Here is a 23,414-nt window from a genome sequence, read left to right on the forward strand (position 1 = left end):
CTGACTCCTTTTACACGAAAAATGACATATACGCTATCTTATCATACTCATGATTTTTTGCACAAACTGTTTGCGATATTCCAAATCAGAAATGGAAAAACGTTTGGCCGAACGCATGAAAAACCGACATTCCCGCATTACATCAGCCGGAAACACAAGAGATATTAAAAACCACCGTTGCTCAAGCAGCGGTTGAAACAACTCCCTCTCCTCTAAATAGGCCAACGTCCAGTCTACATGTGGCAACACGCGGCTAGCATATTGCAAATAATCAATGCTCGAAGAAGCAACTGCCATTAAATCATAATCGATTAAATATATATCTCCTCGCTCTGTGCGCAAAAAATTATGAGAAGCAACATCTCCATGAATAATCGTCGCTCTTTCCCGAGAAAAGGAGTAGGAACATTTCGGGTACTGCTCGAAAAAATAGTTAGCGCATTGCAATATAAATGAAAGTTCCTCACGCTTCATCATTCGTTCCCACAGCGGCAAGTGATAAAGGAAAAAAGCGTACCGCTGCCGCCATTTTTCGTAAAGATTATAATGGGGCAGCATTGTTCGAAAAAAGGGGTTGTCCAACAACTGCCGTGAAAAGAAGTGGTACTCGCTAAGCAGCTCGAGGCCGCTATTTCGATCTGCTTCATCCTTGAATGTTAACGGTTTCGCTTTAGAAATGTATGTTTGCACCGTCCAGTAGCTACTATCAAACGAAATGATGCCATCAATGGAAGGTGCCGCTTGAAACCCCGCTTTCTTTAATAGACGCATAAACATCATCTGCCGAGAAGCTTCGAAAAAGGAGTTGTATTTTTTGAATACCCACTTGCCTTGATTCGTATCAATGATCCATACGTGCGGCTTTACGGCTATAAAATCTTTCACGCACAACCCATATCCCGCTTTCAGAAAAAGAAAGAGACGATGTTGCTCGTCTCTCCATTCTTTATTCTTCACGTTCGCTGCTCTCCCCGTATTCCGGCATCATAAAGAATTGTTGCGGTCTTGGCGGAAAAGAGGATGGCTGTGCGGCTGGGCCATACATCGGCTGCATTTGTGCCGGCGAATAGGTTGGCGCACCTGCCTGATAACCTGGATACCCCAACGGCTGTTGCTGGTACATTGGCGAGTACGGAGCAGCTGTCGTGTAAGGCTGTGGATACGTCTGCGGTTGCCATCCGTAACTTGGCGTCATCGGCGCCGCATAATACGATCCCGGCCCTTGCATCGGTGCAGTCGGCATAGTTTGCGGCTGTGGCGAGGCAGGTATCGTTTGCGACATCGGCGGTTGCGGCGGCGTCCACTCATGAGATTCGCCACTTTCATGAATTCCTGGGAATTGGTGTGAGCTGCTTTCCCCGTGAAGCGGTGGCGGCGACATCATTGGGGAAGCCATCGGCGCAATCGGTGCCATCGGAACTGGCGGATAGTAAAACCCGTACCCAGGCATAAGGGGCGTAACAGGGATGCATTGCTGCTCTTGCAGAGGCGGTTGTGCTGGTGCTGTGTACATAGGCATTTGTTGCTGCGGCGCAACTGGAACGTACGGAATCGTCGGGAGTTCCGGCGGCAAATCCGCTTGCACATTGTTTTCCGGGCTTTCATGATGCTCGACATCCGCGTTCATAATGTTTGGCAAAATATTCGCCGGCTTTGGCGGAATCGGTGGCATGGTTGGCATTTGATTCGGGAAATTCGCTTTTGTCTGCGGTGAAACAGGCGGAATGTTATGTCCCCAATCCTTTTCTGGTGATTTATTCATTTCTGCTGGATTAGGCTTCGGTCCTTCATATGCTGGAGTTTTCGGCGCTTCTTTTGGAATTTCTTTTGGAACATTCGCTATTGGAGCTTTCGGCATTTCTTTTGGAACTTCAACTGTTGGCGCTTTTGGCAGTTCTTTCGGTGTTTCTTGAATCGGCGCTTTCGGCAGCTCTTGTTTAGGCGGATTGACATTCACGTTTGGAGTGATTTCCGCTTCCATGTTGAATGAAACGAACGGTTTTTCGTTCGCAAATGGATGCTGTTGAATAGGCTGTTCTTTTTTGGGAGCGAAATTGATTTTTGCTTCCTTTTTCGGCGCCTCTTTTTTCACTGGGACACCGGCTGTCGGAATTTTAATTTTCATTCCCGGCATAATGTCATCTGGATTACTTAATTGACCGTTTATCTTTTTTAATTGCTCAAAATCGACCCCGTATTTTTGCGCAATTTTCCAAAGCGTATCTCCCTTTTGGACAATATGGATTTTCACTCCGTTCCCCTCCTAACACTCAAACAATTAACATTCTATTTCATCCCATCGTTGTCGCCATCATCCTTCAACATAAATTATGAGAAGAATGGCAAATTTATGATAAAAAAATATGAAATGCTCCTTCGAATTCAAAGATCAACAACACGATGTATGCGAAAAATAAACACATTGCAAATAGGCCACTGCTTGTACAAATCAAGCTTTTGCGAAGGGGGAAAATCCCTTGGTCAATGAGGCCGATTTTTCGTTTATGAAAAAATAAGGAAAGAGACCATTTAGAAAAACAAAAGGCTGGCCCAAAAGGTCGATTGAATCACCTTTTGAGACAGCCTCGTTTTACGCAAGCGCCAGCATTCGCTCGAGCGCCTGCACCGCATCCTTCGCAATCGAAGCAGGAACAGTAATTTGGTTAATAATTTTTCCTTGCTCTAATGATTCTAGCGCCCATAAGAAGTGCGGCAAATCGATGCGGTTCATTGTTAAACATGGGCACATGTATGGATTGAGCGAAACAATTTCTTTATCTTGGTGTTTTTGGATTAAACGGTTCACCAGGTTCATTTCCGTTCCAATGGCCCATTTGCTTCCCGCTGGAGCGTTTTCGATTGTTTCAATAATGTATTTCGTTGAGCCAGCGTCATCCGATTTTTGCACCACTTCCCAACTGCACTCCGGATGAACAATAATTTTCATATCCGGCTTTGTTTGGCGGATATATTCGATATGTTTCACCGTAAAATTCTCATGCACCGAGCAATGCCCTTTCCAAAGAATCACTTTCACGCGGCTCACATCGCCTTCATATTCAAGCGAATCGGTGAGCGGATTCCAGACCGCCATTTCATCAAGGGCGATTCCAAGTTTATAAGCCGTATTTCTTCCTAAATGTTGATCTGGCAAGAAAAAGATTCGCTCTTTTTGCTTGAGCGCCCAAGCGACCATTTTCTCAGCATTGGAAGATGTCACAGTCGCCCCGCCGTTTCGGCCAACAAACGCTTTGATCGCCGCTGTCGAGTTAACATATGTCAACGGCAAAATCGTATCGCCGAACAGTTCCTGCAAGATCGGCCATGCCCGTTCGACTTGAGCCAAATCCGCCATATCAGCCATCGAACAGCCTGCGCGCATATCCGGCAAAATCACTTTTTGCTGTTCTGACGTTAAAATATCAGCTGTTTCCGCCATGAAATGAACGCCGCAAAAAACGATATATTCCGCCTGCTTATTCTTTGCCGCCACCTGCGCGAGCTGCAGCGAATCACCCGTCGCATCGGCAAACTGAATCACTTCGTCTTTTTGATAATGATGACCAGGAACAAACAACCGATCGCCCAGTTTTTCTTTAATTGCCCGTACGCGCGCTTCCATCTCTTCGACGCTCATCGTTTTGTATATTTCCGGCATATTGTCTTGCTTTTGCATCATTTCCAACACGTTCATTGTTTTTCCCCCTATTTCCATCCTTCGATATTAAAACTAATATCTAACGCTTTTGCGGAATGAGTTAGAAAACCTAATGAAATATAATCGACGCCCGTATCGCCGTACTGTGCGAGGTTATCGAGCGTAATGCCGCCTGATGCCTCCGTAATAATGGATGACGGCACAAGTTGGACAAACTCTGTCACTTCAGCCGGCGTGCGATTGTCAAACATAATGACATCCGCGCCTGCTTCTACCGCTTCCATGACTTGTTCTTTCGTTTCCGTCTCCACTTCGATTTTCACCATATGGCCTAGCTTGCTGCGCACCGCCTCGATCGCTTTTGTAATGGAACCGCAAAACGCAATGTGATTATCTTTAATCATCACCGCATCATAAAGCCCGAAGCGATGGTTGTACCCGCCGCCGCACGTTACCGCATACTTTTCAAGCATTCTGAGCCCCGGCGTTGTTTTGCGTGTATCGCAAATGCGCGTATGTTCGCTGTTTAAAATCGTCACCGCCCGATGGGTCAATGTGGCAATGCCGCTCATGCGCTGAAGCAAGTTCAAAATGACTCGTTCGCCTGTCAATAAAGGAGCGATAGGACCAGAGACGGACGCGATAATGTCCCCTTTTTTTACTTGTTCGCCGTCTTGTTTGTAAACGGTTACTTCAATCAAAGGATTAAGTAAGCGATAAGCGGTCGTAATGATATCCGCACCTGAAAAAACGCCGTCTTCCTTTACGAGAAATGACCCAGATGCGATGTTGTTGTTCGGAAAAATCGTTTCACTTGTCACGTCGCGCTCACCAATGTCTTCTAAAAAAAACTGCTGCAGCATTTGTTCCAGCTTAATCTTATTCATCGTCTTCCTCCTATCTTCGCCACAAGTTCATCCTTTCTCCGCTCAAGCCGCCGCTTTCTCCACTGCTCAACTTCATGCGGATGGTCGAGGCGGTAATGCCCCCCACGGCTTTCAGTTCGTTCGAGCGCAGAAGTCGTAATTAACCAACCGGTAATGAGCATGCAGACGATCGTCATTTCTTCTTCATCTAAGGAACCTAAATCCGCGTTTACGAGTTCCGCGATAGAAAATTGCTCAAACCATTCTTTAGCCGTTGTTAAACTTTGCTCATCACGCACAATCCCGACGTGTTGCATCATCATTGTTTGAATTTCTTCTTTAGTCGGCAGCGGTTTTTCAAATGGATTCGTGTTCAATTCTTTCGCTCCATCCGCCGCGAAAGCAGTTTGCCCTTCATTGCGCAGCGCTTCGGCTACCCGCGCGCCGAATACAATTCCTTCAAGCAAGGAATTGCTCGCTAAACGATTAGCACCGTGAACGCCTGTACAAGCCGCTTCACCGACCGCATACAAACCTGGCACCGTCGTTTCTCCCCACAAATCGACGACAATGCCGCCCATAAGAAAATGCGCACCCGGCACGACTGGAAGCTTTCCGTTTTCAATGCACACACCGTAAGACTCGCACATTCCCGCAATCGTCGGGAAACGCTCCGCAAAGTTGGGGATCATTGAAATGTCCAAATAAATGCGATGGCCTTTGACGATTTCGCCATGAATCGCCCGCGCTACGACATCACGCGGCGCTAAGTCTTGCTGCGGATGCACATGCTCCATCAATCTTTTTCCGTCTTCCGTTATCAGTACCGCCCCTTCTCCACGCACCGCTTCGGAAATGAGTCCTACCGCTTTGCCATTAACATAAAGCATCGTCGGATGGAATTGAATAAACTCCATATCGGTAACCGCTGCCCCCGCCCGATAAGCTAAGGCGATGCCGTCGCCGGTCACCGTCGGCGCATTCGATGAAAAAGAATACAATGTTCCGCAGCCCCCTGTCGACAAAACGACAGCATTAGCATAGTAAGCGCTCTTTTTAGTTCGAACCCCTACACATCGTCCGTGATGAACAATTAAATCCGTGATTCTTTCATTTTCAATAATCGTCACTCGCCCGCGCAGTTTCTCCAGCAAAAAGGAAACGATCGCCTTTCCAGTTTGATCGCCCCCCGCATGTAAAATTCGTCTTTGGCCATGCGCCCCTTCCTTTCCGAGATGAAATCGACCGGACTCATCCGCGTCGAAGCGCAATCCAGCTTCAATCAATTGTAAAAGCCGTTTCGGTCCTTCCTGAACGAGAACTTCTACTGCCAATTCATCGTTATGATATGCTCCTGCGACAAGTGTATCTTCGTAATGATAGCTCCAATGATCTTGCTCGGATAAAGCTGCTGCTACTCCTCCTTGAGCAAGCCACGAATTACTTTCCTCAGGTTTTGTTTTTGTGAAAATTATCACATTTTTATGCTCGTGTAAACAATAGGCTGTCATAAGCGATGCAAGACCGCCACCAACAATGATGACATCCGCTTGTGGCATGAATAAGCCCCCTGTTATTATTTACTGTCTTGACACCTATATTGACATATAATTAAACTGATGACAAGACTTTTATTTTTCCAAATGTGAGGGAATGAGCAAGATGATTTATCTCGACTACGCAGCAACAACTCCGATGAGCGAAGAAGCGTTAGCCGCTTATATAGAAGCGGCCAAATTATATTTTGGCAACTCCAGCAGCCTGCATGACATCGGAAGCGACGCGGCCCGCCTGCTTTCCATTTGCCGCAAACAGCTTGCCGAGTTGATTGGTGGCGATGAACGCGGCATTTATTTCACAAGCGGCGGCACCGAATCGAACGTCCTTGCTGTTCGCTCGATCATTGCAGCGCATCGGCATAAAGGAAATCACCTTATCACGACAGCGACCGAACATGCTTCTTTGCACCATTTGTTTCAACAGCTTGAAACAGAAGGATACGAAGTCACCTATATACCGGTGGACCGCTTCGGGCTTATCGATGTGGAGGCAGTTGAACAAGCGGTAACAGAGCGCACGATTTTCGCCTCGATTCACCACGCCAATTCGGAAATTGGCACCGTGCAGCCGATCGCAGAAATCAGCAACCGTTTGCACAAATATGGCGTCATTGTTCATAGCGATTGCGTGCAAACATTTGGTAAAATACAAGTGGATCTGCAAACGCTTGGAGTGGACAGCCTTTCCATCTCCGCCCATAAAATTTACGGCCCAAAAGGCGTCGGAGCCGTCTATATCGACCCTCGCATCAAATGGACGCCTTGCTTCCTCAATGCGACGCACGAATCCGGCTTCCGCCCGGGAACAGTCAACGTGCCGGGCATCGCCTCCTTTGTCACCGCTGCGCAGCACGCTTGCAAACATCGGGCGGACGAGCATGCGCGGCTTGAGCAGCTGCGGCACTATGCAATTTCGCAAATTCATGAGAAAAAGCTGCCGATTGCTGTTGAAGGACATCCCGACGCGCACTTGCCAAACATTCTCGGCCTTTCGGTGCACGGCATTGAGGGGCAATATACGATGTTAGAGTGCAACCGTTACGGCATTGCCATTTCCACAGGCAGCGCGTGCCAAGTGGGAAAACAGGCTCCGTCGCGGACGATGATTGCGATTGGCAAAGAGGATGATGAAGCGAAACAATTTGTTCGCGTATCATTTGGCAAAACGACGACGAAAGCAGATATTGACCGCCTCGTATCCGTATTCGAAACGATTTGTCAGCATAGAAAGGAGTAGAAGCGGATGAAAGAAGAGAAGAAAATTTTAGGAGAACAGCGGCGAACGCTCATTTTAGAGTGGCTGAAGGAAAGCAAGCGGCCGCTAACCGGCGCGGAACTCGCGGCCAAAGCGAACGTCAGCCGCCAAGTGATCGTGCAAGATATTTCGCTGTTAAAAGCGCGCAATGAACCGATTATTGCTACAAGCCAAGGCTATTTATATTTGCAAGCACCAACGCAAAACGAAACGTACACGCGCATCGTCGCATGCTTTCACACTCCGGAACAAACAAAGGAAGAACTGTACTTGATCGTCGACCACGGCGTCACCGTCAAAGATGTCAAAATTGAACACCCTGTCTACGGCGACTTAACCGCTTCGGTCATGGTCAGCAACCGCCAGGAAGTCGACCAGTTCATTCAAAAAATTGAGGACACCAAATCTTCATACTTGCTTCAGCTGACAGACGGCACGCATCTTCACACGCTCGAAGCCGATTCGCTGGCGAAGCTTGACGCCGCTTGCTGCGCACTGCAAAAAGCGGGGTTTTTAATTGAATGATAAAGAAAAAAGCTGGCTCTAAAAATGCTAAATGAATGTTTTTGGAGCCAGCTTCGTTCATATATGATTTTCTTTTTAGTGTGCCAATGAACCTCTCCCACCTACACTTCGTTTAGAGGTGGGAGACTTCTCGGTGGATATGTTAAAAATAGATAATATATATCAAACACGCTAATGCGATTCGGTAGACTGCAAAAGGAATCAACCGAATCCGATTAATTAATTTAAGAAAAAACTTGATGGAAATTAACGCGAAAATAAAAGCGCTAATAAAACCTACTATAAAAAATGGAATCACATCTACGGTAAAATACTTCCATTTGCTTACAAGCGACAAAAAGCTAGCCCCTGCCATAATAGGAACCGCCATAATAAACGTAAAATCCGCCGCTGCCCGGTGGCTCATTCCAAGCAGCACACCGCCCGATATCGTCGAGCCGGAACGAGAAAATCCAGGCCACAACGATAAACATTGAATAAGCCCAATGGAAAAGGCCTGCTTATATGTGATCTGATCCACTGTCTCAACGGTTTGTTTGCGTCCACCGAATAAATCAGCCGCAATCATTAATAGTGCGCCAATGACAAGTCCAATTAAAACAGTCTTTGTTGAAAATAAATGTTCATCGATATAGTCTTCAAATAAAATCCCCAAAATTCCCGCAGGCAATAATCCAACAATCACGTGGGTTAAACGCAGTCTGCGGCCGCTTGTCCCTTTTTTCAACCCTAATAACTCAATAAATCGATTTCGGAAAACAACGACCACTGCAAGAATGGAACCGAGCTGAATAACAACTTTGAATGTATTCGCTACTTTTTCGTTTAAAAAATCTTGAGAGCGAAGCCACATATCATCCACAATAATCATATGGCCAGTAGAAGAAACGGGCGCAAATTCTGTTAATCCTTCTACAGCACCTAAAATAAGTCCGACAAGTAATTCCCATATGTTCATGAATCTAATCCCCTTACATTTATTTTGCTCGTTTATTAGCCTTTGATTTTTTTATAAAGAGCGCTATCCACCAATTTGTAAATAAAGAACAAGCCTATAAATCCAACGCCGTATGCTAAAAATGTATAGGCCCCTACAAGCCAAGGTAGGCTAAAAAAGCTCGCATGAAGCAAAAGCAACACCACACTCCCTAAAATCGCCAGAAACGCATAGCCCCCCAAATAGTAATGAGCATGCAAATTAAAAACAAGCGTATTTTTCGATAAAGAAGAAAACTCCTTTACTTTAAACTGGTTGATCGCTTCTCTTGCTGCTTCCTCTTTGCTTTTTCCTTGGTTTACTTGGCCCGTTACGTAGTCTTCTAAATAAGCTTGAAGCTCCAATTTTTCTTCATGACTTAATGCCAATTGTTCCAAAAATGCTGGAATACCATTATTTTTTTGATACATTACATTAATGCGAAGATGGCCAATATAATTAAAGGCAGCCCAAAGGGTTGCTATAAGGAAAGCCAGTCCATATCCCGCCAAAGCAGCTTTCTGAACGAATGATGGATTATAATAAAGATCTAAATAGAACGTTGCTGCAAAACTAATAAAAGATACGAGCAGAATCCAAGCATACTTAATATCATTTAAACTAAAGGCTTTTTTTATTAGATGATGCATGTTTCTTCCCCCTAAATGAATCGCTCCACAATGCTAGACATGTGCCTCCAATCTTCGATAAACTTCCGCAATAATGTTTTCCCCTCCTCTGTGATAGCATAATACTTTCTTCTTCCGCCGTGGCTCTCTTCACCCCAATAGGCAGATATCGCTTTTTGCTTTTCCAACCTTTTGAGGGACAAATAAAGGGTCGCTTCCTGTATCTCAAAAGCTCCTTCTGTTCTTGCCTTTATGGCTTTTGAGATCTCATATCCGTAACTATCCATTTCGTTCAGAATCGAGAGAATTAAAAGGTCAATGGTCCCTTTCAGCATTTCTTTGTTCACATTTTTGACCTCCAAAATTACCTTAAATAATTAAGTACTCAACAATTAAAAATAGTAAACTATTTTACTTAATAATGCAAGGTAATATTTAAAATTTCCTTTCAAAATCCCAAAGAAAAAACCCACCAGCGGGGTGGTGAGGTTTTACACTGCTAAATATCGACCTAATGCAAGGGTTAAAGAGCATATTTACTATTTCCTTATTTTCAAAATCGAATTTTTGTAAACCTTTAGAAAATTATTTGAATTTTATTGATTTTTTTGTAAAATCTAGAAAAGGAGTGTGAACATATATGAAAAAAATGATTCTTCTTGTTCTTTTGCTCGTTCATTTGGCATTTATAGCATATTACTTAACATACATTGCATTCCCATTTAATATGTTATCGCTAATATCGCCTATTTTTTTCATCTTTAGCATCATACTATCTATCGCATTTTTGCTTCGTTATCGAACAGAAGCAAATACCGTTCTCTTTTTATCGATCGCTGTTCTATTAAGCAGCCTTAGTTCTCTAGGTGTTTGGGGATTCCATTATTATTTGGCACGCGTTATGGGGGGATAAGCATGTAAAAAAGAAAGAGTTCTTAAACGTGCAGATTTTTAACAGATTATATTATACAGAAATAGAACGATTATTCGATATCGTACCAAAACCGAAGAAAGAGCAATCGCGTGTATCCAGTTACCACTTGCGGAATAGCAATAAATACATCCCCCCGATTATAAAACTGAATCCCAATAAAAATAGGAATGCTCTTCTTAAAATCGTCGGCAAAAGTCTGTAAATAATCATAAATAAAAACTCTAACAAATCCGTTGGGATTCCGGGACCAAATTCTCTTATTTCTCTCTTATTACCGAAAATAGCTATCCACATTATAAATAATCCAAGCAAAATAAGAATAATGAAACATACGGTTAACCACATCTTTCCGACTCCCTTGTTCATCTCTCAAACAGATATGCCAACTAGATTTTAACATATCTACCGATAAGTCTCCCACCTCTTAACGAAGTGTAAATCATTAAACAACATAGGAACTTGTAATGAGCCACTGGATAGTATAATCCATTTTCTTTACCGTAATAACCCTCTGCATAATGATAATTGGACGCTACTATCTTGCAGTTTTTGGATAGAATGCTATCCTGGACATCGTACTGATCTTCTGCTGCGACGTTTCTGCCTGTACTAGGTTAATGCGGTAACATTCACTTGCCCATTGAACAACGTTTTCTGTAAAATCATCTAAATGACACGTAAAGCCCGTGCCTGCGACTGCTTCTTTATTTAAATTTTCTAAAGGAGGCAAACCACTTTCCATGTCCCACTCGTATTGCTATTCGCATCTTATCGAAGGTTTCTCGCCTCGTCATAAGTAAATCCTTCGAACTCAATGGTTGCATCAAAGATAAAGAAGTAGAATCAAAAAGAAATAATTGAAAATAATCCCCCAGATGACAAATTCTGTACCTTTATATTACAATATGCTTATGTCTATATTGATACATATTGGGGGATTTACTGATGGTATATAAAAGCAATCCGCTTAAAGAAATTTTTCAGCCCAAAATTGCGTTTGCCCAGCTTAGAGAAGCGGAACGGTTAAAAAATGTAGCAGTTGTCGCCTTAATCCTCTTATTTTTTAACGTTGTTCTTTCGTTGCTGCGGGGGTATTTTGGCATTGATGCGGAGGATTTGACAAAACATCTTGACCGATACACAGATGAGCAATTTGCTTTTTTACAACTTTTATTCGTTTTAGGCCATGTTTTCGGAGGCATATGTATCCCGCTATTATTTTTGTTTGTTTCCTCTATCATTTTTTATTTGCTTTTTGATATCTGTTTTGTGAAACTATTAACAATTCAACTAGCAATCTTATTTATTTTCTTACTTGAAGATATAATTCTCTTTCCATTTCAACTATTTCTCGGGGTAAAGAATCTCTTTTCCCCATTTTCCCTTGGCGTGTGGGGACCTTACATAACGAAACACACCTTTATATGGGCATTGTTGCGCACCGTTTCCGTCTTTTCGATCTGGGCCATAGCAGTACAAATCATCGCTCTTCGCTCCTTGACGGAAAAACCGGTCCAACGTGTTGCGATGATTGTGATCGCCGTCTACCTCTTTTTTGGCGTTATTATTAGTAGCTTATACAAACTTTCTATTTAGTGAACTGTAATGAAAGGCAGGGGGAACGGATGAAACGATGGCGACGATATATACTTATCGTCCTCGCGCTATGTATAAGTGCAAACTTTTATCTTTTGTTTCATAGTCATAGTAAAATTCCAAAATCCAGCTATGTGAACGAGCGCATCAAACCAACCAAAACAAATATAAAAGAAACTGTTCATACTATCGGCATCACCGCACCAGCCGAACGAAAATTCATTTACAATAATCCGCAGCTTGGTGCAATTGATGAAATCCTTGTCACAAAAGGGCAAGAAGTACAAGCAGGTACACCGCTGATCCGCTACGCCAATGAAGAAATCGACTGGAAGTTGCAGCGCATCGCAGGCCAAAAAGAGCAACTTAGCACACAAATCGAGCAGCTTTCGGAAGATGTTGATTATTATACAACTATGTCTTCTTCGGCTAAGGAAGAGAGCCCTGAGAAAGCACAATGGGAGGAAAAAGCGCGGGAAGCGGAGCAGGAAAAAGCATTGCTCGAATCGCAAATGCGGGAATACGAGGCAGAGGAGAATGAACTAACAGAGAAAAAAGATGAACTCATTGTCAAAAGCGAAACAGCCGGTGTCGTTGAAGAAATCAGCTATGATCATTCCAAGCCGCTGATCACCATCGCTTCCCCTTCTGCGGTCATCCGCGGAAAAATGAAAGAGGAGACAATCGGAAAGCTCGCCGTTGGACAGACAGTGATGGTCCGTGTTCCAAACGCAAAAAAATCATTCACTGGCGCGATTGCCGATATCGGCAAATTTCCAGTCAAGGAAACAAGCTTTCAAGAAAAAAGCGAATACCCGTTTACCGTGCAACTGAACGAACAGCCAAAACAGCTTCCTTTCGGATATCACGTCAACATTACAGTCGTGACAAAGGAAAAAAACGGAGCGATCACTGTTCCTGCCGAGGCGGTGTGGCACGAAAAAACGAAATCGTTTGTCTATGTCATTCATCGCGGCAAACTCGAAAAACGAAATGTCACGCTAGGAATCTCGCATGGTAAGAAACAAGAAATCGAGCACGGTCTTCGCCAAAACGAATATATTGTGTCCCATCCAACGAAACAGATGAAAGACGGAATGAGCGTCATCGTGCCGCTTGAAGTGAAACGGCCAAAAAAAGAAACGATCAAGCAATTATCTAAATGGGACATGGCGAAGCACTTCCTCGATGGATTTTTTCGTACCTTTTATTGATATGGATTTCTAAAAAACAACTGGCCTTTCCCCAAATCAACAATAGGAAAGGCCCATTTTTCTTCCTTCGCAATAAAAATCATCCTATCGGGAAACCTTCTCCCTAATATACTGTCATTGTAAAAAATGCCTTATTGCCGTTGGTGATGGAACTGCCATCAACACCATAACGGTAGAGAAAGGAATGCGAAACTTCCCTACATCCTATTTAGAAATGAACGACTTATCATAAATATAAAAACCCCCAGCCGCGTTTCACACAGCTAGAGGGATTCCACATGATATTTGACAAGTGACAGGTACACGTTCCAAATCCAATATACTCGCTACTGTTATATCAAAAATCTGCCTGTGTAAGAGTTTTGATTACCCGCAATTTCTTCCGGTGTTCCTTCGGCAATCACCGTCCCCCCATCGTTTCCTCCTTCTGGTCCTAAATCAATCACCCAATCGGAGGCACGAATAATTTCACTATTATGTTCCACAACGATGACGGTGTTTCCCGCATCAACGAGCTTATTGAGCAAAACAAGCAACTTTTGTACATCGGTTGGGTGCAATCCGACGGACGGCTCGTCCAATAAAAAAAGCGTCCTGTTATTTGTTTGATTTTTTAGTTCTTTTGCTAGTTTCAAACGCTGCCCTTCTCCCCCGGACAACGTTGTGAGCGATTGCCCCCATTTTAAATAACCGAGACCAATTTCACATAATAATTCAATAACCGGTGAGATTTTTTCATGATCTTCGAATATAGGCAAGCTCTCTTCAATCGATAAGTCGAGAATGTCAGAAATCGAATATCCTTTATACTTTACTTTTAACACGTTTTCCTCAAACCTTTTACCGCGACAAACCGGACACTCCACTTCTTGTTCTGGAAGAAAATGCATGAATAAAGAAACCGTCCCCATTCCCTGGCAATTCTCACAACGGCCCCCTGGAGTATTAAAGGAGAAGTCCTTTGCGCTTAGGTGATTGTTTTTGGCTTCCGGCAAATTCGCATAAAGGTTGCGAATATGTGTAAATACTTCTGTGTATGTGGCAATATTTGAACGTTTCATTCTACTTAACGGCGATTGGCCGACAGTAATAACTTTATCAATTGCCTCAACACCGGTAATTTTTTCACACCCTTGATGAACACCGCTTTCCCCTTCCGCCAGAACATCAAAAACGAGCGTCGACTTGCCTGACCCGGAAACCCCGGTTACACTAACAAGGCAGCCTAACGGAAAAGACACAGTAATATTTTTTAAATTATGTTTATGGGCCTGATAGACGGTCAAACACTTTCCAATCCCTTTCCTTCGTTGAAGCTGATGTTCTGGTCGATTTCGTAAAAAGGCACCGGTAACCGATGGTTCCTGCTCCATTAATTCAAGTAAAGTCCCCTCTCCGACTACCATTCCTCCAAGATGCCCCGCACCAGGCCCCATATCAATAATGTAATCCGCTTCCTTCATGACATCCACATCGTGCTCGATGACAAGAAGCGTATTCCCTAAGTCTCTCAGCTGTTTCATAACTTGAACGAGGCCTTTTGTATCTCTTGGATGAAGTCCTGCAGTCGGTTCATCTAAAATGTAAAGTACACCGGTTAGGGCTGAGCCAATAATGGTCGCCAGTCTTAGGCGCTGCGCTTCCCCTCCGGAAAGGGTGATGGTTTGCCTATCGAGTGAGAGATACCCTAAGCCGACATTGATGATCCTCTCAAGTTTTACAATTAAACTGTGTAGAAACGATTCAACAATTTCCAGCTTATTACTAGATAACGATGTCTGTAATGATTGGACCCACGATAACAACTCCTCCAGCGAAATATTAGCAAGATCCGTAATCGGAACGCCCGCTACTACTACTTCCCTACTCTCTTTTTTCAAACGCTTTCCCTCGCAATCGGGACATTGTTGTGAATAAAAAAAGTGTGCTTCCCCCGAGTTGCCTTCTTTCTCATTGTATCTCCTTCTCATCCCGGTAAGCACCCCCTCAAATTTTCCTCCTGCCACTGTCTTAGGAGGCTTTTTATCAGGAAAATAAGCTGTAAATTCCTTGCTTTCGACGCCATAAAACAATAGAGCTCTCTGTTCATCGCTGAAATGCTTTAGCGGCAGATCTTCATCGATCTGGATCCCGTAATAGTCGCAAGCGGCTTTAAATACTTGCTTCTGATATTCACCGTAAGTGCTATTCCATATTCGCACGCATTGTTCCTTTAAGCTTGCCCCCTCATCAAACACTAAATCGACCCGAATGTCATTTACTTTTCCTAATCCATCACAAGTCGGACAAGCACCTTGGGGAGTGTTGAAAGAGAAATGGGAAATGGTGAATTTATCCAATTGTCTGTGGCAGCTAGGACAAGTGACATGTTGTAATGCTTCGTCTACATTGGCTTCATTTTCTATAATCGGTAATATGATTGTTTCGCAATTGGGGCATTTGCGTTCTCCTAGTTTTTCATAGATCAACCGCAAATAAGTGTACATGCCGGTCACTGTTCCTACTGTTGAGCGGGGGTTCCGATTCGTTACTTGCTGACTGATACTTATGGATGGGGATAATCCAACCATAAAGTCCACTTTAGGCTTTTTAATAAAATCAACGGTCATGCCTAAAGATTCCATATATTGTCTTTGGCATTCCTGATTCAGCGTTTCCATCGCCAGCGACGACTTCCCTGAACCCGACGGCCCCGTCAAAACTACTAATTTGTTCTTGGGGATGTTTACAGAGATGTTTTTTAAATTATTTTCTTTCGCACCTTTAATAATAATATGGTCGTTCACATCAATACCTCCCTTAATTTAGGCGATTCACCCCCATTATATAACATTGATGCAAGTCCTAAAGTTTGATAAATTAACCATTGAAATAATAAGGTTTATTTCACAAAAAGCCGTCATCCATAGTTTAATGTTTTTTTATAAACTTTCTATCGATGTGCATAAAAGAAGGAGAGATCCAAATGATTCGCCCAATTGACATTGCCCGCAAATTAAATATTAGTACGAGCGCTCTTCGACATTATGAATCATGGGGGCTTGTCCCTCCCCCTGAGAGGAAAGCAAATGGTTATAGAATCTACACGGAAACACATGTCGCCTATTTCGAATGCATTCGCGCGATGTATCCAGGATTTGGCATGGAACTAATAAGAAAAATCATGCCCCTTTTACATGAAAACAAAATTACCGAAGCTCTATGGCTTGTCAACGAAGCACAAGCGAATTTATACCATGAAAAACAACGGGCTGAACAAGTTTTGAAAGCATTAAAAATGGGTGACAGCGATGAATTTTTACCAAAGAAAAAACAAGCTTGGTTTACCATCGGGGAGGTGGCTAAGGTGGTTGGAGTGCCTAGCTCCACACTAAGGCATTGGGAAAAGGAAGGAATGGTCATCCCGAAGCGGGACAAGGAGAACGGATACAGAAAATATAGCCGTGCCGATATCCGCAAATTATTGATTATTCGCACGCTACGCGCAGCCGTTTACTCACTCGATACGGTCAAAGAAATGATCGCTGAATTTGACAATAACAATATTGCTCAGGCTGAAAAAATTGCGAAAGACTCCCTTTTATATATGGATCACTTAATTACGGAACAGCTGCGCGGAATTTATTATTTGTACAAACTGTGTGCGAAAATTGATTATGATAAAAGGCGGCCATTTCTAAACAATACACCGTCAAATAGAGAACAGATAACATCATTGTTCAACCTTTTCAATGAATAACTAATCGTAATTTTTATCACTCCGTTTTTGACAGTTCTACTGTTCATGTCGACAAATCTTATTTCGATACAAATGCTATACGGGAGGCGACTGTTTTTGCTCTGCCTATCTTCTTGTTTTCAGATAACATTTCTAAAAAAACAACCTAAGCCCTTACGAATGTAGAACCTAGGTTGTTGTGTCGCTTAATGAGAGAGGGGATTGATTTACTCTAGTTGCCTGCTGATTACTTTTCGTCTTCCTCAATCATACTCCACTTTTCTGCTTCAATCGGCTGGAGCTATCGTTCGTTTCCGTTCTCATTCAACAAGTGACAGGCACACGTTCTAAGAGCGCGATGCACCGGTACTTGTCCCTAATTCGCTTACAATAGTTTTTCTAATACTGCTAAAAATATAAACATTAGGAAAAAAGAAAGTAAAAAAGACAATATAGATGCTATTATTCTTCTTTTAAATGAAATAGTATTATATCGCTTATACACATACACTAAAAACAAGAGCGCTAGCGCATCAATGAAATACGACATGAAAAATGACCATATTGAATTTAAATGAAATAATGATCCATTGTAAATTCTTAATATTGCTTCAACTATTAGTAGAACGCTAAACAAAATCGTTTGATAAAAAATTAATAATGGTGGCATTAAAGGAACTCTCCTTAATTAGATATTACTGGCCGCACACTTTTTATAAATGACTAAAAGGAAAGCAAGCAAAAAGATTGTATATTTCGTCATCGTAACGAGGCAGCCCGATGCGTCCAATGTATAATCTGCTACAATGTTGGCATTTGTTTCATCCAATAAACCAAGTGATAGATAATCATCCTATAAACCCCCCCAACCACATTTCAAGCTGCTGAAGGGATTCTGCATAACATTCAATAAGTGACAGGTACTCGTCCCACAAATAGTATTCCGCATATCCTAGTGACTGTCCAGCAACAGCTGTATCTTCGGAGACAGACAAGACTTTCCCCCCACGGGTCATAGCTGTAATTGGCGACTGTCGCTCCATTTTCATCGACAATCCGCACGACATCACCGCGATAGTTGGTAACGTAGTAGAACGTATCGCTATTCGCATTCGTGACCGTATTCGGTTTCCCGTTTGTCCATGTGAATGTCCATACGGTTTGGCTGTTGTCGTTGATAATGCGGATTAAGTCCGAGCCGTCATAGTGATAATGATACGTAACGCCATTGACCGTTTTCGTTTCTCTGAGTCCATCTGGGCGATACGTGAAGCTGGCGATTGTGTTGCCTTTTAAGTCTTTGACTGAAAGAAGACACCCTTCTCCGTCCCACGTATATTGGTAACGGTCGTCTTGCAGAAGGTTGCCGACGTCATCATACGTAAACACTTCGATTTTTTCAACACGTGCCTGGCACCTAATCTAGTCTATTCGCTAGTTGTACTTGGGATAGTTGAGTTCTAAGTCTCAACTATCATCATGGTGCTAAATAAAAGATAACATTGGATAGGAATACGCCCCATATAGTCATTGTAAAAAGAAACCTTGAAAGGCATATAGCCAATCAAGGTTTTATTCTTACTCGCTATGAACTTCAAAGCAAAAATATCCAAAAGCTAAATCCTCGTCTTTTAATTGCATTGTTCTTTTAGCAATATCAAATAACTTCGGTAAAAGCGTATCCAAATAATCAAGATATGTTGCTAATACTTGCTTAAAACGCTCCACATCATTGTGTTGGCATAATGGATAAAGGATTTTTCCCATCTCAAATTGCTCAGCAGTCACAATTTGATCGTCTGTATCCAGACAGTCTAAAATATGTTCTTCTTGTTCTTTTTCATCGAACTGTTCCCTGCATTCTAAATAAAACATATATTCATCAAATTCGATTTGCATATCAACCTTTCCATTTCTATAGAACGGATTAATTCTTAAATATTCTGTCGTTGTATTGGATTCAATAATTTTTTCTAACATAATTTTCAAATGTGTAATTGTTGGATAAAGTCTATATTTTCCGCTGTGATATGTGGTATATTCATAGACTATCTCGTTAATTTTGCCATTTTTTTTTACAGTCACTGTATCACCACCTATTTCGAAAATTTAGGATCAAATACCCAGTATGGGTCATTCAAATCGGAAACCTGTATTACCTTTCCTGTACCATCATCTACTGCTACATAATGTCTCTTATCTTTATAGTAAACAGTTACTGAGTTTCCTGTATATTTGTTTACCGCTTTAGTTATTTTGTACGGATTGTTTATTGTTTTGGCTATGCTTTCTTTAGTCCATCCACGTTTAGCAACTTGATTTTTATATTTTGACTTTTTAAATTTATCGCTAAAAACAATATCTTTCGCACTTACTTTCCGTGTCCCCTTAACCAAAAGTTTCCCTACAAATTTTCCCGCCTTCCCTACCGTTTTCTGAACAAAGGTTTTTACTACTATACCTGATTCAATAATTGCTACTGTAACAAATGTGACAGCAGTAAAGAGGGCTTGATACATCCTTTTTAATGGATTATTTCCGTCTGGATCAACTAACATCACAGGATTGTCTAAAGCGTAAATATAGGCATTTTGAGTTAATGGTAAATTTTCACTTCCTGGATCTGCATCCCTCGAAACAAATCTCGCCGTCTCTGGATCATAGTACCGTGCCTGTAGGTAGTACAGTTTTGTTTCTCTATCGTAATAGTATCCCGCATATCCTAACGGTTGTCCAGCTACTGCCGCATTTTCCGAAACCGAAAGCACTTTGCCCCACAGGTCGTAGCTGTAATTCGCAACCGTCGCACCGTTCTCATCAACAATGCGGACGATATCACCGCGGTAGTTCGTGACGTAGTAGAACGTATCGCCATTCGCATTCGTCACCGTATTCGGTTTGCCATTCGCCCATGTGAATGCCCATACGGTTTGGCCGCTGTCATCTGTGATGCGGATTAAGTTCGTGCCGTCATAGTGATAATGGTACGTAACGCCATGGACCGTTTTCGTTTCTCTGAGTCCGTCTGGACGATACGTGAAGCTGGCGATCGTGTTGCCGTTTAAGTCTTTGACCGAAAGCAGCCGTCCTTCTCCGTCCCACGTATATTGGTAACGGTCGTCTTGTAGAAGGTTGCCAGCGTCATCGTACGTAAACCCTTCGACTTCGTTGGCCGCGTTAAACGTCAGCGTCTTGCCGTGCGGATTTTTTAAGTTTCCCGCCGCGTCGTAGTCGTATTGAACCGTATTACCTTGATACGTCCATGACTTCAAACGGTTGGCAAAATCGTACGTAAACGTATGCGTGTTCACGCCGTCAAAGTACGTCACGATATTGCCATCCGCATCGTATCCGTACGTCAAATCCAACGCGTCGCCGATGACACGCTAACCAGTTAATCTTCCCTTATGTTGTGATCAATCGACACGTGCTTATCTAATAAAAATAACACTTGCAAATATTAACTTTAAAAACGTTGTGGCAAATTATTCTCAAAGACGTATCCGCACTCCCAAGTACCAACTAGCAAATATTGATCATCGTTGCTAAATTCAGCAAAACTCGCATATGGGACACTCTCAATCCATATCGTTTTTAAATCTTCATATCTTAGAATCACAACACTTTCACTATAAGTCAGTACAATAAACCTTCCATCTTGGGATTGATGAAGGTGTCGGAAAAAACCAATTTGTCTCTCGGTGAAACGATTACCAACAATGTGTACTTTCTTTAAAACTGATTTACAGTCAGAATCCATTAATATGACTTCATAGTCGTTTACTAAAATATAAACATCGTGAACAGGGTCGAAAACGACAGAATCCCAGATAGGAACTTCCGAATGACTTTTTAACTCAATGGGCTGTTTATTAATAGGTTCCTTTAATTTAACAATTCTATTCTCTCTATAATCCATTTCATTTACATAACTTAATGTAAACAAATGTTCATTCCGATCTCTTACAAATTGATGATAGTAAATAAGTGTATCGTCATTCTTAAATTTTGTAAGAACCATATACTCCCCTGTATGAATATGAATCGCTCCAATTTGTCGCCCATTATTGGTTTCTACAGCTGAAAGAATCAAGGGATGGTCTTTAGTGAAATTCACATCTCCTTCCACTAACTTAAAAGATTTTTTGGATTGTACTTTTCTAACTAATTGAAAATCTGCCGTACGATAAACACATATAGTACCTGTCGTACTTTTAATTAACAAATAGTTATTGTCTAAGGAAAATCTTATATCTTGTGGATAATTCGGTTTGTTCAGTTCGGCAACCTTTTCCCAAGTTGTTATATCGTAAACGATTGTCTTATTATTCATGTTATGACATAAAAATCGTTTGTCTCCCGATAGTCTTATGCTATAGGAGGTTTTTAGCTTTTTTATTAATTTCATTTGAAACATATTTTGTTTACTCCTTCAATGAGAAATTTAAGTGGATGTTTATGTAAATTTTCAAATTCGTTATAATGTTTATCTAAACAATAAAGGACATAGAGATTAACATAGAGCAATGGTTTCGTTTTACTGACACTTTTCCCCTGTTTATAGTCATACTCACTCTCTATGTTAATCCCCATTTACACATCCATGCTTAAGAATCCGTGGTTAACGATGTCCTAAAAAGTTATTTTAAATTTATAATTTAGAATGGTGAGAGGAAACTCTGCACTTCTAACCATGTTCTAATTGCTTCAAGAGCAGCGACAACTCTCTTTCGGTTCACTTTTCGGCCATATTTTGTATTATAAACAGAACCTATAATGGTATTAACTGCTTGGTAATATTTTGTTGTATGCAGCCTTCTATGCAGCCCGGTTTTGATCCTAACTAAGTTTTCTTTATCATTTACGCCGATTCCAACTTTCTCCAATATCCGTCGAGCTGGTTCTGCTTTTCCAGCCTTTTGTGCAACTATATGGTGTAATTCAGTTTTAGATTTATACTTCGGCCTTTTCTTTACTCTAGCAAAACTTTGTTCAATTAGTTTCGATACAGCATCAAGTGTCTGAACCGCATAATAAACTAATCCAACACCTAGAACCGCTAATGCGGCAGCATAAATTACAGGAATGGCAACAGCAAAATATCCATTAGGATCCATCATCATTACTGGATTATCATTCGCATACGTATACGCATTTTGAGTGATCGGATCGTCTTGGTCCCCCGGATCTGGATCTCTTGAGATAAACCGCGCCGTCTCTGGATCGTAATAACGTGCCTGTAGGTAGTACAATTTTGTTTCTCTATCGTAATAGTATCCCGCATATCCTAACGGTTGTCCAGCTACTGATGCATTTTCCGAAACCGAAAGCACTTTGCCCCACGGGTCGTAGCTGTAATTCGCAACCGTCGCACCGTTCTCATCAACAATGCGGACGATATCACCGCGGTAGTTCGTGACGTAGTAGAACGTATCGCTGTTCTGATTCGTGACCGTATTTGGCTTGCCATTCGCCCATGTGAATGCCCATACGGTTTGGCCGCTGTCATCTGTGATGCGGATTAAGTTTGACCCGTCATAGTGATAATGGTACGTGACGCCATGGACTGTTTTCGTTTCTCTGAGTCCATCTGGGCGATACGTGAAGCTGGCGATCGTGTTGCCGTTTACGTCTTTGACTGAAAGAAGACGTCCTTCTCCGTCCCACGTATATTGGTAACGGTCGTCTTGCAGAAGGTTGCCGGCGTCATCATACGTAAACCCTTCGACTTCATTGGCCGCGTTAAATGTCAACGTCTTGCCATGCGGATTTTTCAAGTTCCCCGCCGCATCGTAGTCATATTGAACGGTGTTGCCTTGGTACGTCCATGACTTCAAGCGGTTGGCGAAATCGTACGTAAATATATGTGTATTGGTGCTGTCAATGCGGCGGACTTTACTTGTCACTATTCAAATGTGTAAGAGATCAAAACAAATATCCAAACATCCATTGAATGAATTAACCAATAACACGAACAAACAATCCCCAATTGTAAATCTTTAATTCAGCTTGTATAGATATCAAAACCCTAACCAACTTTTTGATAGCTGATTAGGGTTTTGATTATTTTCCTATTGCCACTTAGCTTTTAATTGCTCAACATTTCTTTTTTTTCCAGAAGTAAACGACAATTTATAATTTACTATTACCTCAGGCCATTTCTCATCACCGTACGTATGTCCCTCGAGCAAATCAATAATACCATCTTTCACAAAAAGCACGAACCCAACCCCATCGTTTATCCCTTCTATTTCTCCGCTTAAATCTCCGATGTAAAAAGATTTTTTGCCTTGTATTCTAGGAGCATGTTCAGGGATTAAATAGGATATATAGAAGCCTACACCTGTCAGTTCTATGTCTTTAATTGTCGCACAATTATATTGTAGGCGAAGGGTTTCTAAAACTGGATCATCCCCCTCTAGTATCTTTCCCATTACCTCTTCAACAAACTTATCAAAAAAACTATATCTCTCCATATATTCCC

At 42.1% G+C, this 23,414-nt stretch carries 21 protein-coding genes; 6 read left to right on the forward strand and 15 right to left on the reverse strand.

All coding sequences use genetic code 11. From position 1 onward, the window contains the following. Window positions 1-33 precede the first annotated feature (33 nt). The 5 genes from N667_RS0101625 to nadB all read right to left on the reverse strand — a co-directional run bounded on the left by N667_RS0101625 (window position 34) and on the right by nadB (window position 6,083). A complete protein-coding gene (locus N667_RS0101625) occupies window positions 34-957 on the reverse strand; it encodes a phosphotransferase (protein WP_027407942.1) in 924 nt (307 codons plus the stop codon). Further along, window positions 947-2,251 carry a SafA/ExsA family spore coat assembly protein gene (gene safA / locus N667_RS0101630; RefSeq protein WP_027407943.1) on the reverse strand — a complete coding sequence of 435 codons (1,305 nt, stop codon included), beginning with the start codon at window positions 2,249-2,251 and terminating at the stop codon, window positions 947-949. Before safA ends, N667_RS0101625 begins: the two co-directional genes overlap by 11 nt. 339 nt (window positions 2,252-2,590) lie before the next feature. Beyond that, window positions 2,591-3,694 (reverse strand): quinolinate synthase NadA, encoded by a 1,104-nt coding sequence (gene nadA, locus N667_RS0101635; protein ID WP_027407944.1) that lies wholly within the window; start codon window positions 3,692-3,694, stop codon window positions 2,591-2,593. An 11-nt stretch (window positions 3,695-3,705) separates the two neighbouring features. Continuing rightward, entirely contained in the window at window positions 3,706-4,545 is an 840-nt protein-coding gene (gene nadC / locus N667_RS0101640) for a carboxylating nicotinate-nucleotide diphosphorylase (RefSeq protein ID WP_027407945.1), read from the reverse strand. Next, window positions 4,542-6,083 (reverse strand): L-aspartate oxidase, encoded by a 1,542-nt coding sequence (nadB, locus tag N667_RS0101645; RefSeq protein ID WP_027407946.1) that lies wholly within the window; start codon window positions 6,081-6,083, stop codon window positions 4,542-4,544. The genes nadC and nadB overlap by 4 nt, the downstream gene beginning before the upstream one ends. A gap of 103 nt (window positions 6,084-6,186) precedes the next feature. Between nadB and N667_RS0101650 the strand changes: the two genes are divergently transcribed. Together N667_RS0101650 and N667_RS0101655 are read left to right on the forward strand one after the other, a co-directional pair. Next, entirely contained in the window at window positions 6,187-7,320 is a 1,134-nt protein-coding gene (locus tag N667_RS0101650; RefSeq protein WP_027407947.1) for an IscS subfamily cysteine desulfurase, read from the forward strand. A 6-nt stretch (window positions 7,321-7,326) separates the two neighbouring features. Further along, window positions 7,327-7,863 carry a transcription repressor NadR gene (locus N667_RS0101655; protein WP_027407948.1) on the forward strand — a complete coding sequence of 179 codons (537 nt, stop codon included), beginning with the start codon at window positions 7,327-7,329 and terminating at the stop codon, window positions 7,861-7,863. A 142-nt stretch (window positions 7,864-8,005) separates the two neighbouring features. Here N667_RS0101655 and N667_RS0101660 read toward each other — a convergent pair whose 3' ends face one another. Genes N667_RS0101660 through N667_RS0101670 form a run of 3 tightly spaced genes read right to left on the reverse strand, consistent with a single transcriptional unit; the run spans window position 8,006 to window position 9,815 of the window. Beyond that, a complete protein-coding gene (locus N667_RS0101660; protein ID WP_027407949.1) occupies window positions 8,006-8,821 on the reverse strand; it encodes an undecaprenyl-diphosphate phosphatase in 816 nt (271 codons plus the stop codon). Window positions 8,822-8,856: 35 nt separating this feature from the next. Next, on the reverse strand, window positions 8,857-9,489 hold the full coding sequence (locus N667_RS0101665; RefSeq protein ID WP_027407950.1) for a hypothetical protein: 633 nt from the start codon (window positions 9,487-9,489) through the stop codon (window positions 8,857-8,859). Window positions 9,490-9,500: 11 nt separating this feature from the next. Further along, window positions 9,501-9,815 carry a PadR family transcriptional regulator gene (locus N667_RS0101670; protein WP_027407951.1) on the reverse strand — a complete coding sequence of 105 codons (315 nt, stop codon included), beginning with the start codon at window positions 9,813-9,815 and terminating at the stop codon, window positions 9,501-9,503. 293 nt (window positions 9,816-10,108) lie between these two features. Here N667_RS0101670 and N667_RS0101675 point away from each other — a divergent pair, with 293 nt between their 5' ends. The 3 genes from N667_RS0101675 to N667_RS0101690 all read left to right on the forward strand — a co-directional run bounded on the left by N667_RS0101675 (window position 10,109) and on the right by N667_RS0101690 (window position 13,212). Further along, window positions 10,109-10,381, forward strand: coding sequence for a hypothetical protein (locus N667_RS0101675; RefSeq protein WP_027407952.1), 273 nt, complete (start codon window positions 10,109-10,111; stop codon window positions 10,379-10,381). A 966-nt stretch (window positions 10,382-11,347) separates the two neighbouring features. Beyond that, window positions 11,348-11,998: a hypothetical protein gene (locus N667_RS18160; protein WP_232223870.1), complete on the forward strand. Its 651-nt coding sequence runs from the start codon at window positions 11,348-11,350 to the stop codon at window positions 11,996-11,998. A 29-nt stretch (window positions 11,999-12,027) separates the two neighbouring features. Further along, the gene (locus N667_RS0101690; protein WP_027407954.1) at window positions 12,028-13,212 is read left to right on the forward strand and encodes an efflux RND transporter periplasmic adaptor subunit; all 1,185 of its coding nucleotides are present in this window, start codon (window positions 12,028-12,030) and stop codon (window positions 13,210-13,212) included. 332 nt (window positions 13,213-13,544) lie between these two features. Here N667_RS0101690 and uvrA read toward each other — a convergent pair whose 3' ends face one another. Then, a complete protein-coding gene (uvrA, locus tag N667_RS0101700; RefSeq protein WP_027407955.1) occupies window positions 13,545-15,998 on the reverse strand; it encodes an excinuclease ABC subunit UvrA in 2,454 nt (817 codons plus the stop codon). 179 nt (window positions 15,999-16,177) lie between these two features. Between uvrA and N667_RS18165 the strand changes: the two genes are divergently transcribed. Further along, on the forward strand, window positions 16,178-16,951 hold the full coding sequence (locus N667_RS18165; protein WP_084278803.1) for a MerR family transcriptional regulator: 774 nt from the start codon (window positions 16,178-16,180) through the stop codon (window positions 16,949-16,951). An 885-nt stretch (window positions 16,952-17,836) separates the two neighbouring features. On the opposite strand, the gene N667_RS19695 is transcribed toward N667_RS18165, so the two are convergent. From N667_RS19695 to N667_RS0101745, 6 genes are all read right to left on the reverse strand, one after another. Further along, complete coding sequence (locus tag N667_RS19695) at window positions 17,837-18,319, reverse strand: hypothetical protein (RefSeq protein ID WP_156936074.1); 483 nt, start codon at window positions 18,317-18,319, stop codon at window positions 17,837-17,839. A gap of 189 nt (window positions 18,320-18,508) precedes the next feature. Beyond that, a complete protein-coding gene (locus N667_RS0101720; RefSeq protein WP_027407957.1) occupies window positions 18,509-19,015 on the reverse strand; it encodes a hypothetical protein in 507 nt (168 codons plus the stop codon). 11 nt (window positions 19,016-19,026) lie between these two features. After that, the gene (locus N667_RS19030) at window positions 19,027-20,292 is read right to left on the reverse strand and encodes an RHS repeat-associated core domain-containing protein (RefSeq protein WP_198020503.1); all 1,266 of its coding nucleotides are present in this window, start codon (window positions 20,290-20,292) and stop codon (window positions 19,027-19,029) included. A gap of 104 nt (window positions 20,293-20,396) precedes the next feature. Further along, window positions 20,397-21,347, reverse strand: a complete 951-nt coding sequence (locus N667_RS0101730; protein ID WP_027407958.1) for a hypothetical protein — start codon at window positions 21,345-21,347, stop codon at window positions 20,397-20,399. Between the two features lie 241 nt (window positions 21,348-21,588). Next, window positions 21,589-22,836, reverse strand: coding sequence for an RHS repeat-associated core domain-containing protein (locus N667_RS19035; RefSeq protein ID WP_051529922.1), 1,248 nt, complete (start codon window positions 22,834-22,836; stop codon window positions 21,589-21,591). A 165-nt stretch (window positions 22,837-23,001) separates the two neighbouring features. Then, on the reverse strand, window positions 23,002-23,406 hold the full coding sequence (locus N667_RS0101745; RefSeq protein ID WP_027407960.1) for a hypothetical protein: 405 nt from the start codon (window positions 23,404-23,406) through the stop codon (window positions 23,002-23,004). Between the last annotated feature and the right edge of the window lie 8 nt (window positions 23,407-23,414).

Origin of the sequence: Anoxybacillus tepidamans PS2 (assembly GCF_000620165.1) — a bacterium.
GTDB classification, from domain to species: domain Bacteria; phylum Bacillota; class Bacilli; order Bacillales; family Anoxybacillaceae; genus Anoxybacteroides; species Anoxybacteroides tepidamans_A.

What these genes read in the sequence shown, in the direction of transcription:
- N667_RS0101675 (WP_027407952.1), top strand. Translation starts at nt 10,109, where the DNA reads ATGAAAAAAATGATTCTTCTTGTTCTTTTGCTCGTTCATTTGGCATTT.
- N667_RS0101730 (WP_027407958.1), bottom strand. Translation starts at nt 21,347, where the DNA reads ATGTTTCAAATGAAATTAATAAAAAAGCTAAAAACCTCCTATAGCATA.
- N667_RS18165 (WP_084278803.1), top strand. Translation starts at nt 16,178, where the DNA reads ATGATTCGCCCAATTGACATTGCCCGCAAATTAAATATTAGTACGAGC.
- N667_RS0101650 (WP_027407947.1), top strand. Translation starts at nt 6,187, where the DNA reads ATGATTTATCTCGACTACGCAGCAACAACTCCGATGAGCGAAGAAGCG.
- nadA (WP_027407944.1), bottom strand. Translation starts at nt 3,694, where the DNA reads ATGAACGTGTTGGAAATGATGCAAAAGCAAGACAATATGCCGGAAATA.
- N667_RS0101660 (WP_027407949.1), bottom strand. Translation starts at nt 8,821, where the DNA reads ATGAACATATGGGAATTACTTGTCGGACTTATTTTAGGTGCTGTAGAA.
- N667_RS18160 (WP_232223870.1), top strand. Translation starts at nt 11,348, where the DNA reads ATGGTATATAAAAGCAATCCGCTTAAAGAAATTTTTCAGCCCAAAATT.
- N667_RS0101655 (WP_027407948.1), top strand. Translation starts at nt 7,327, where the DNA reads ATGAAAGAAGAGAAGAAAATTTTAGGAGAACAGCGGCGAACGCTCATT.
- nadC (WP_027407945.1), bottom strand. Translation starts at nt 4,545, where the DNA reads ATGAATAAGATTAAGCTGGAACAAATGCTGCAGCAGTTTTTTTTAGAA.
- N667_RS0101690 (WP_027407954.1), top strand. Translation starts at nt 12,028, where the DNA reads ATGAAACGATGGCGACGATATATACTTATCGTCCTCGCGCTATGTATA.
- N667_RS0101665 (WP_027407950.1), bottom strand. Translation starts at nt 9,489, where the DNA reads ATGCATCATCTAATAAAAAAAGCCTTTAGTTTAAATGATATTAAGTAT.
- N667_RS0101745 (WP_027407960.1), bottom strand. Translation starts at nt 23,406, where the DNA reads ATGGAGAGATATAGTTTTTTTGATAAGTTTGTTGAAGAGGTAATGGGA.
- nadB (WP_027407946.1), bottom strand. Translation starts at nt 6,083, where the DNA reads ATGCCACAAGCGGATGTCATCATTGTTGGTGGCGGTCTTGCATCGCTT.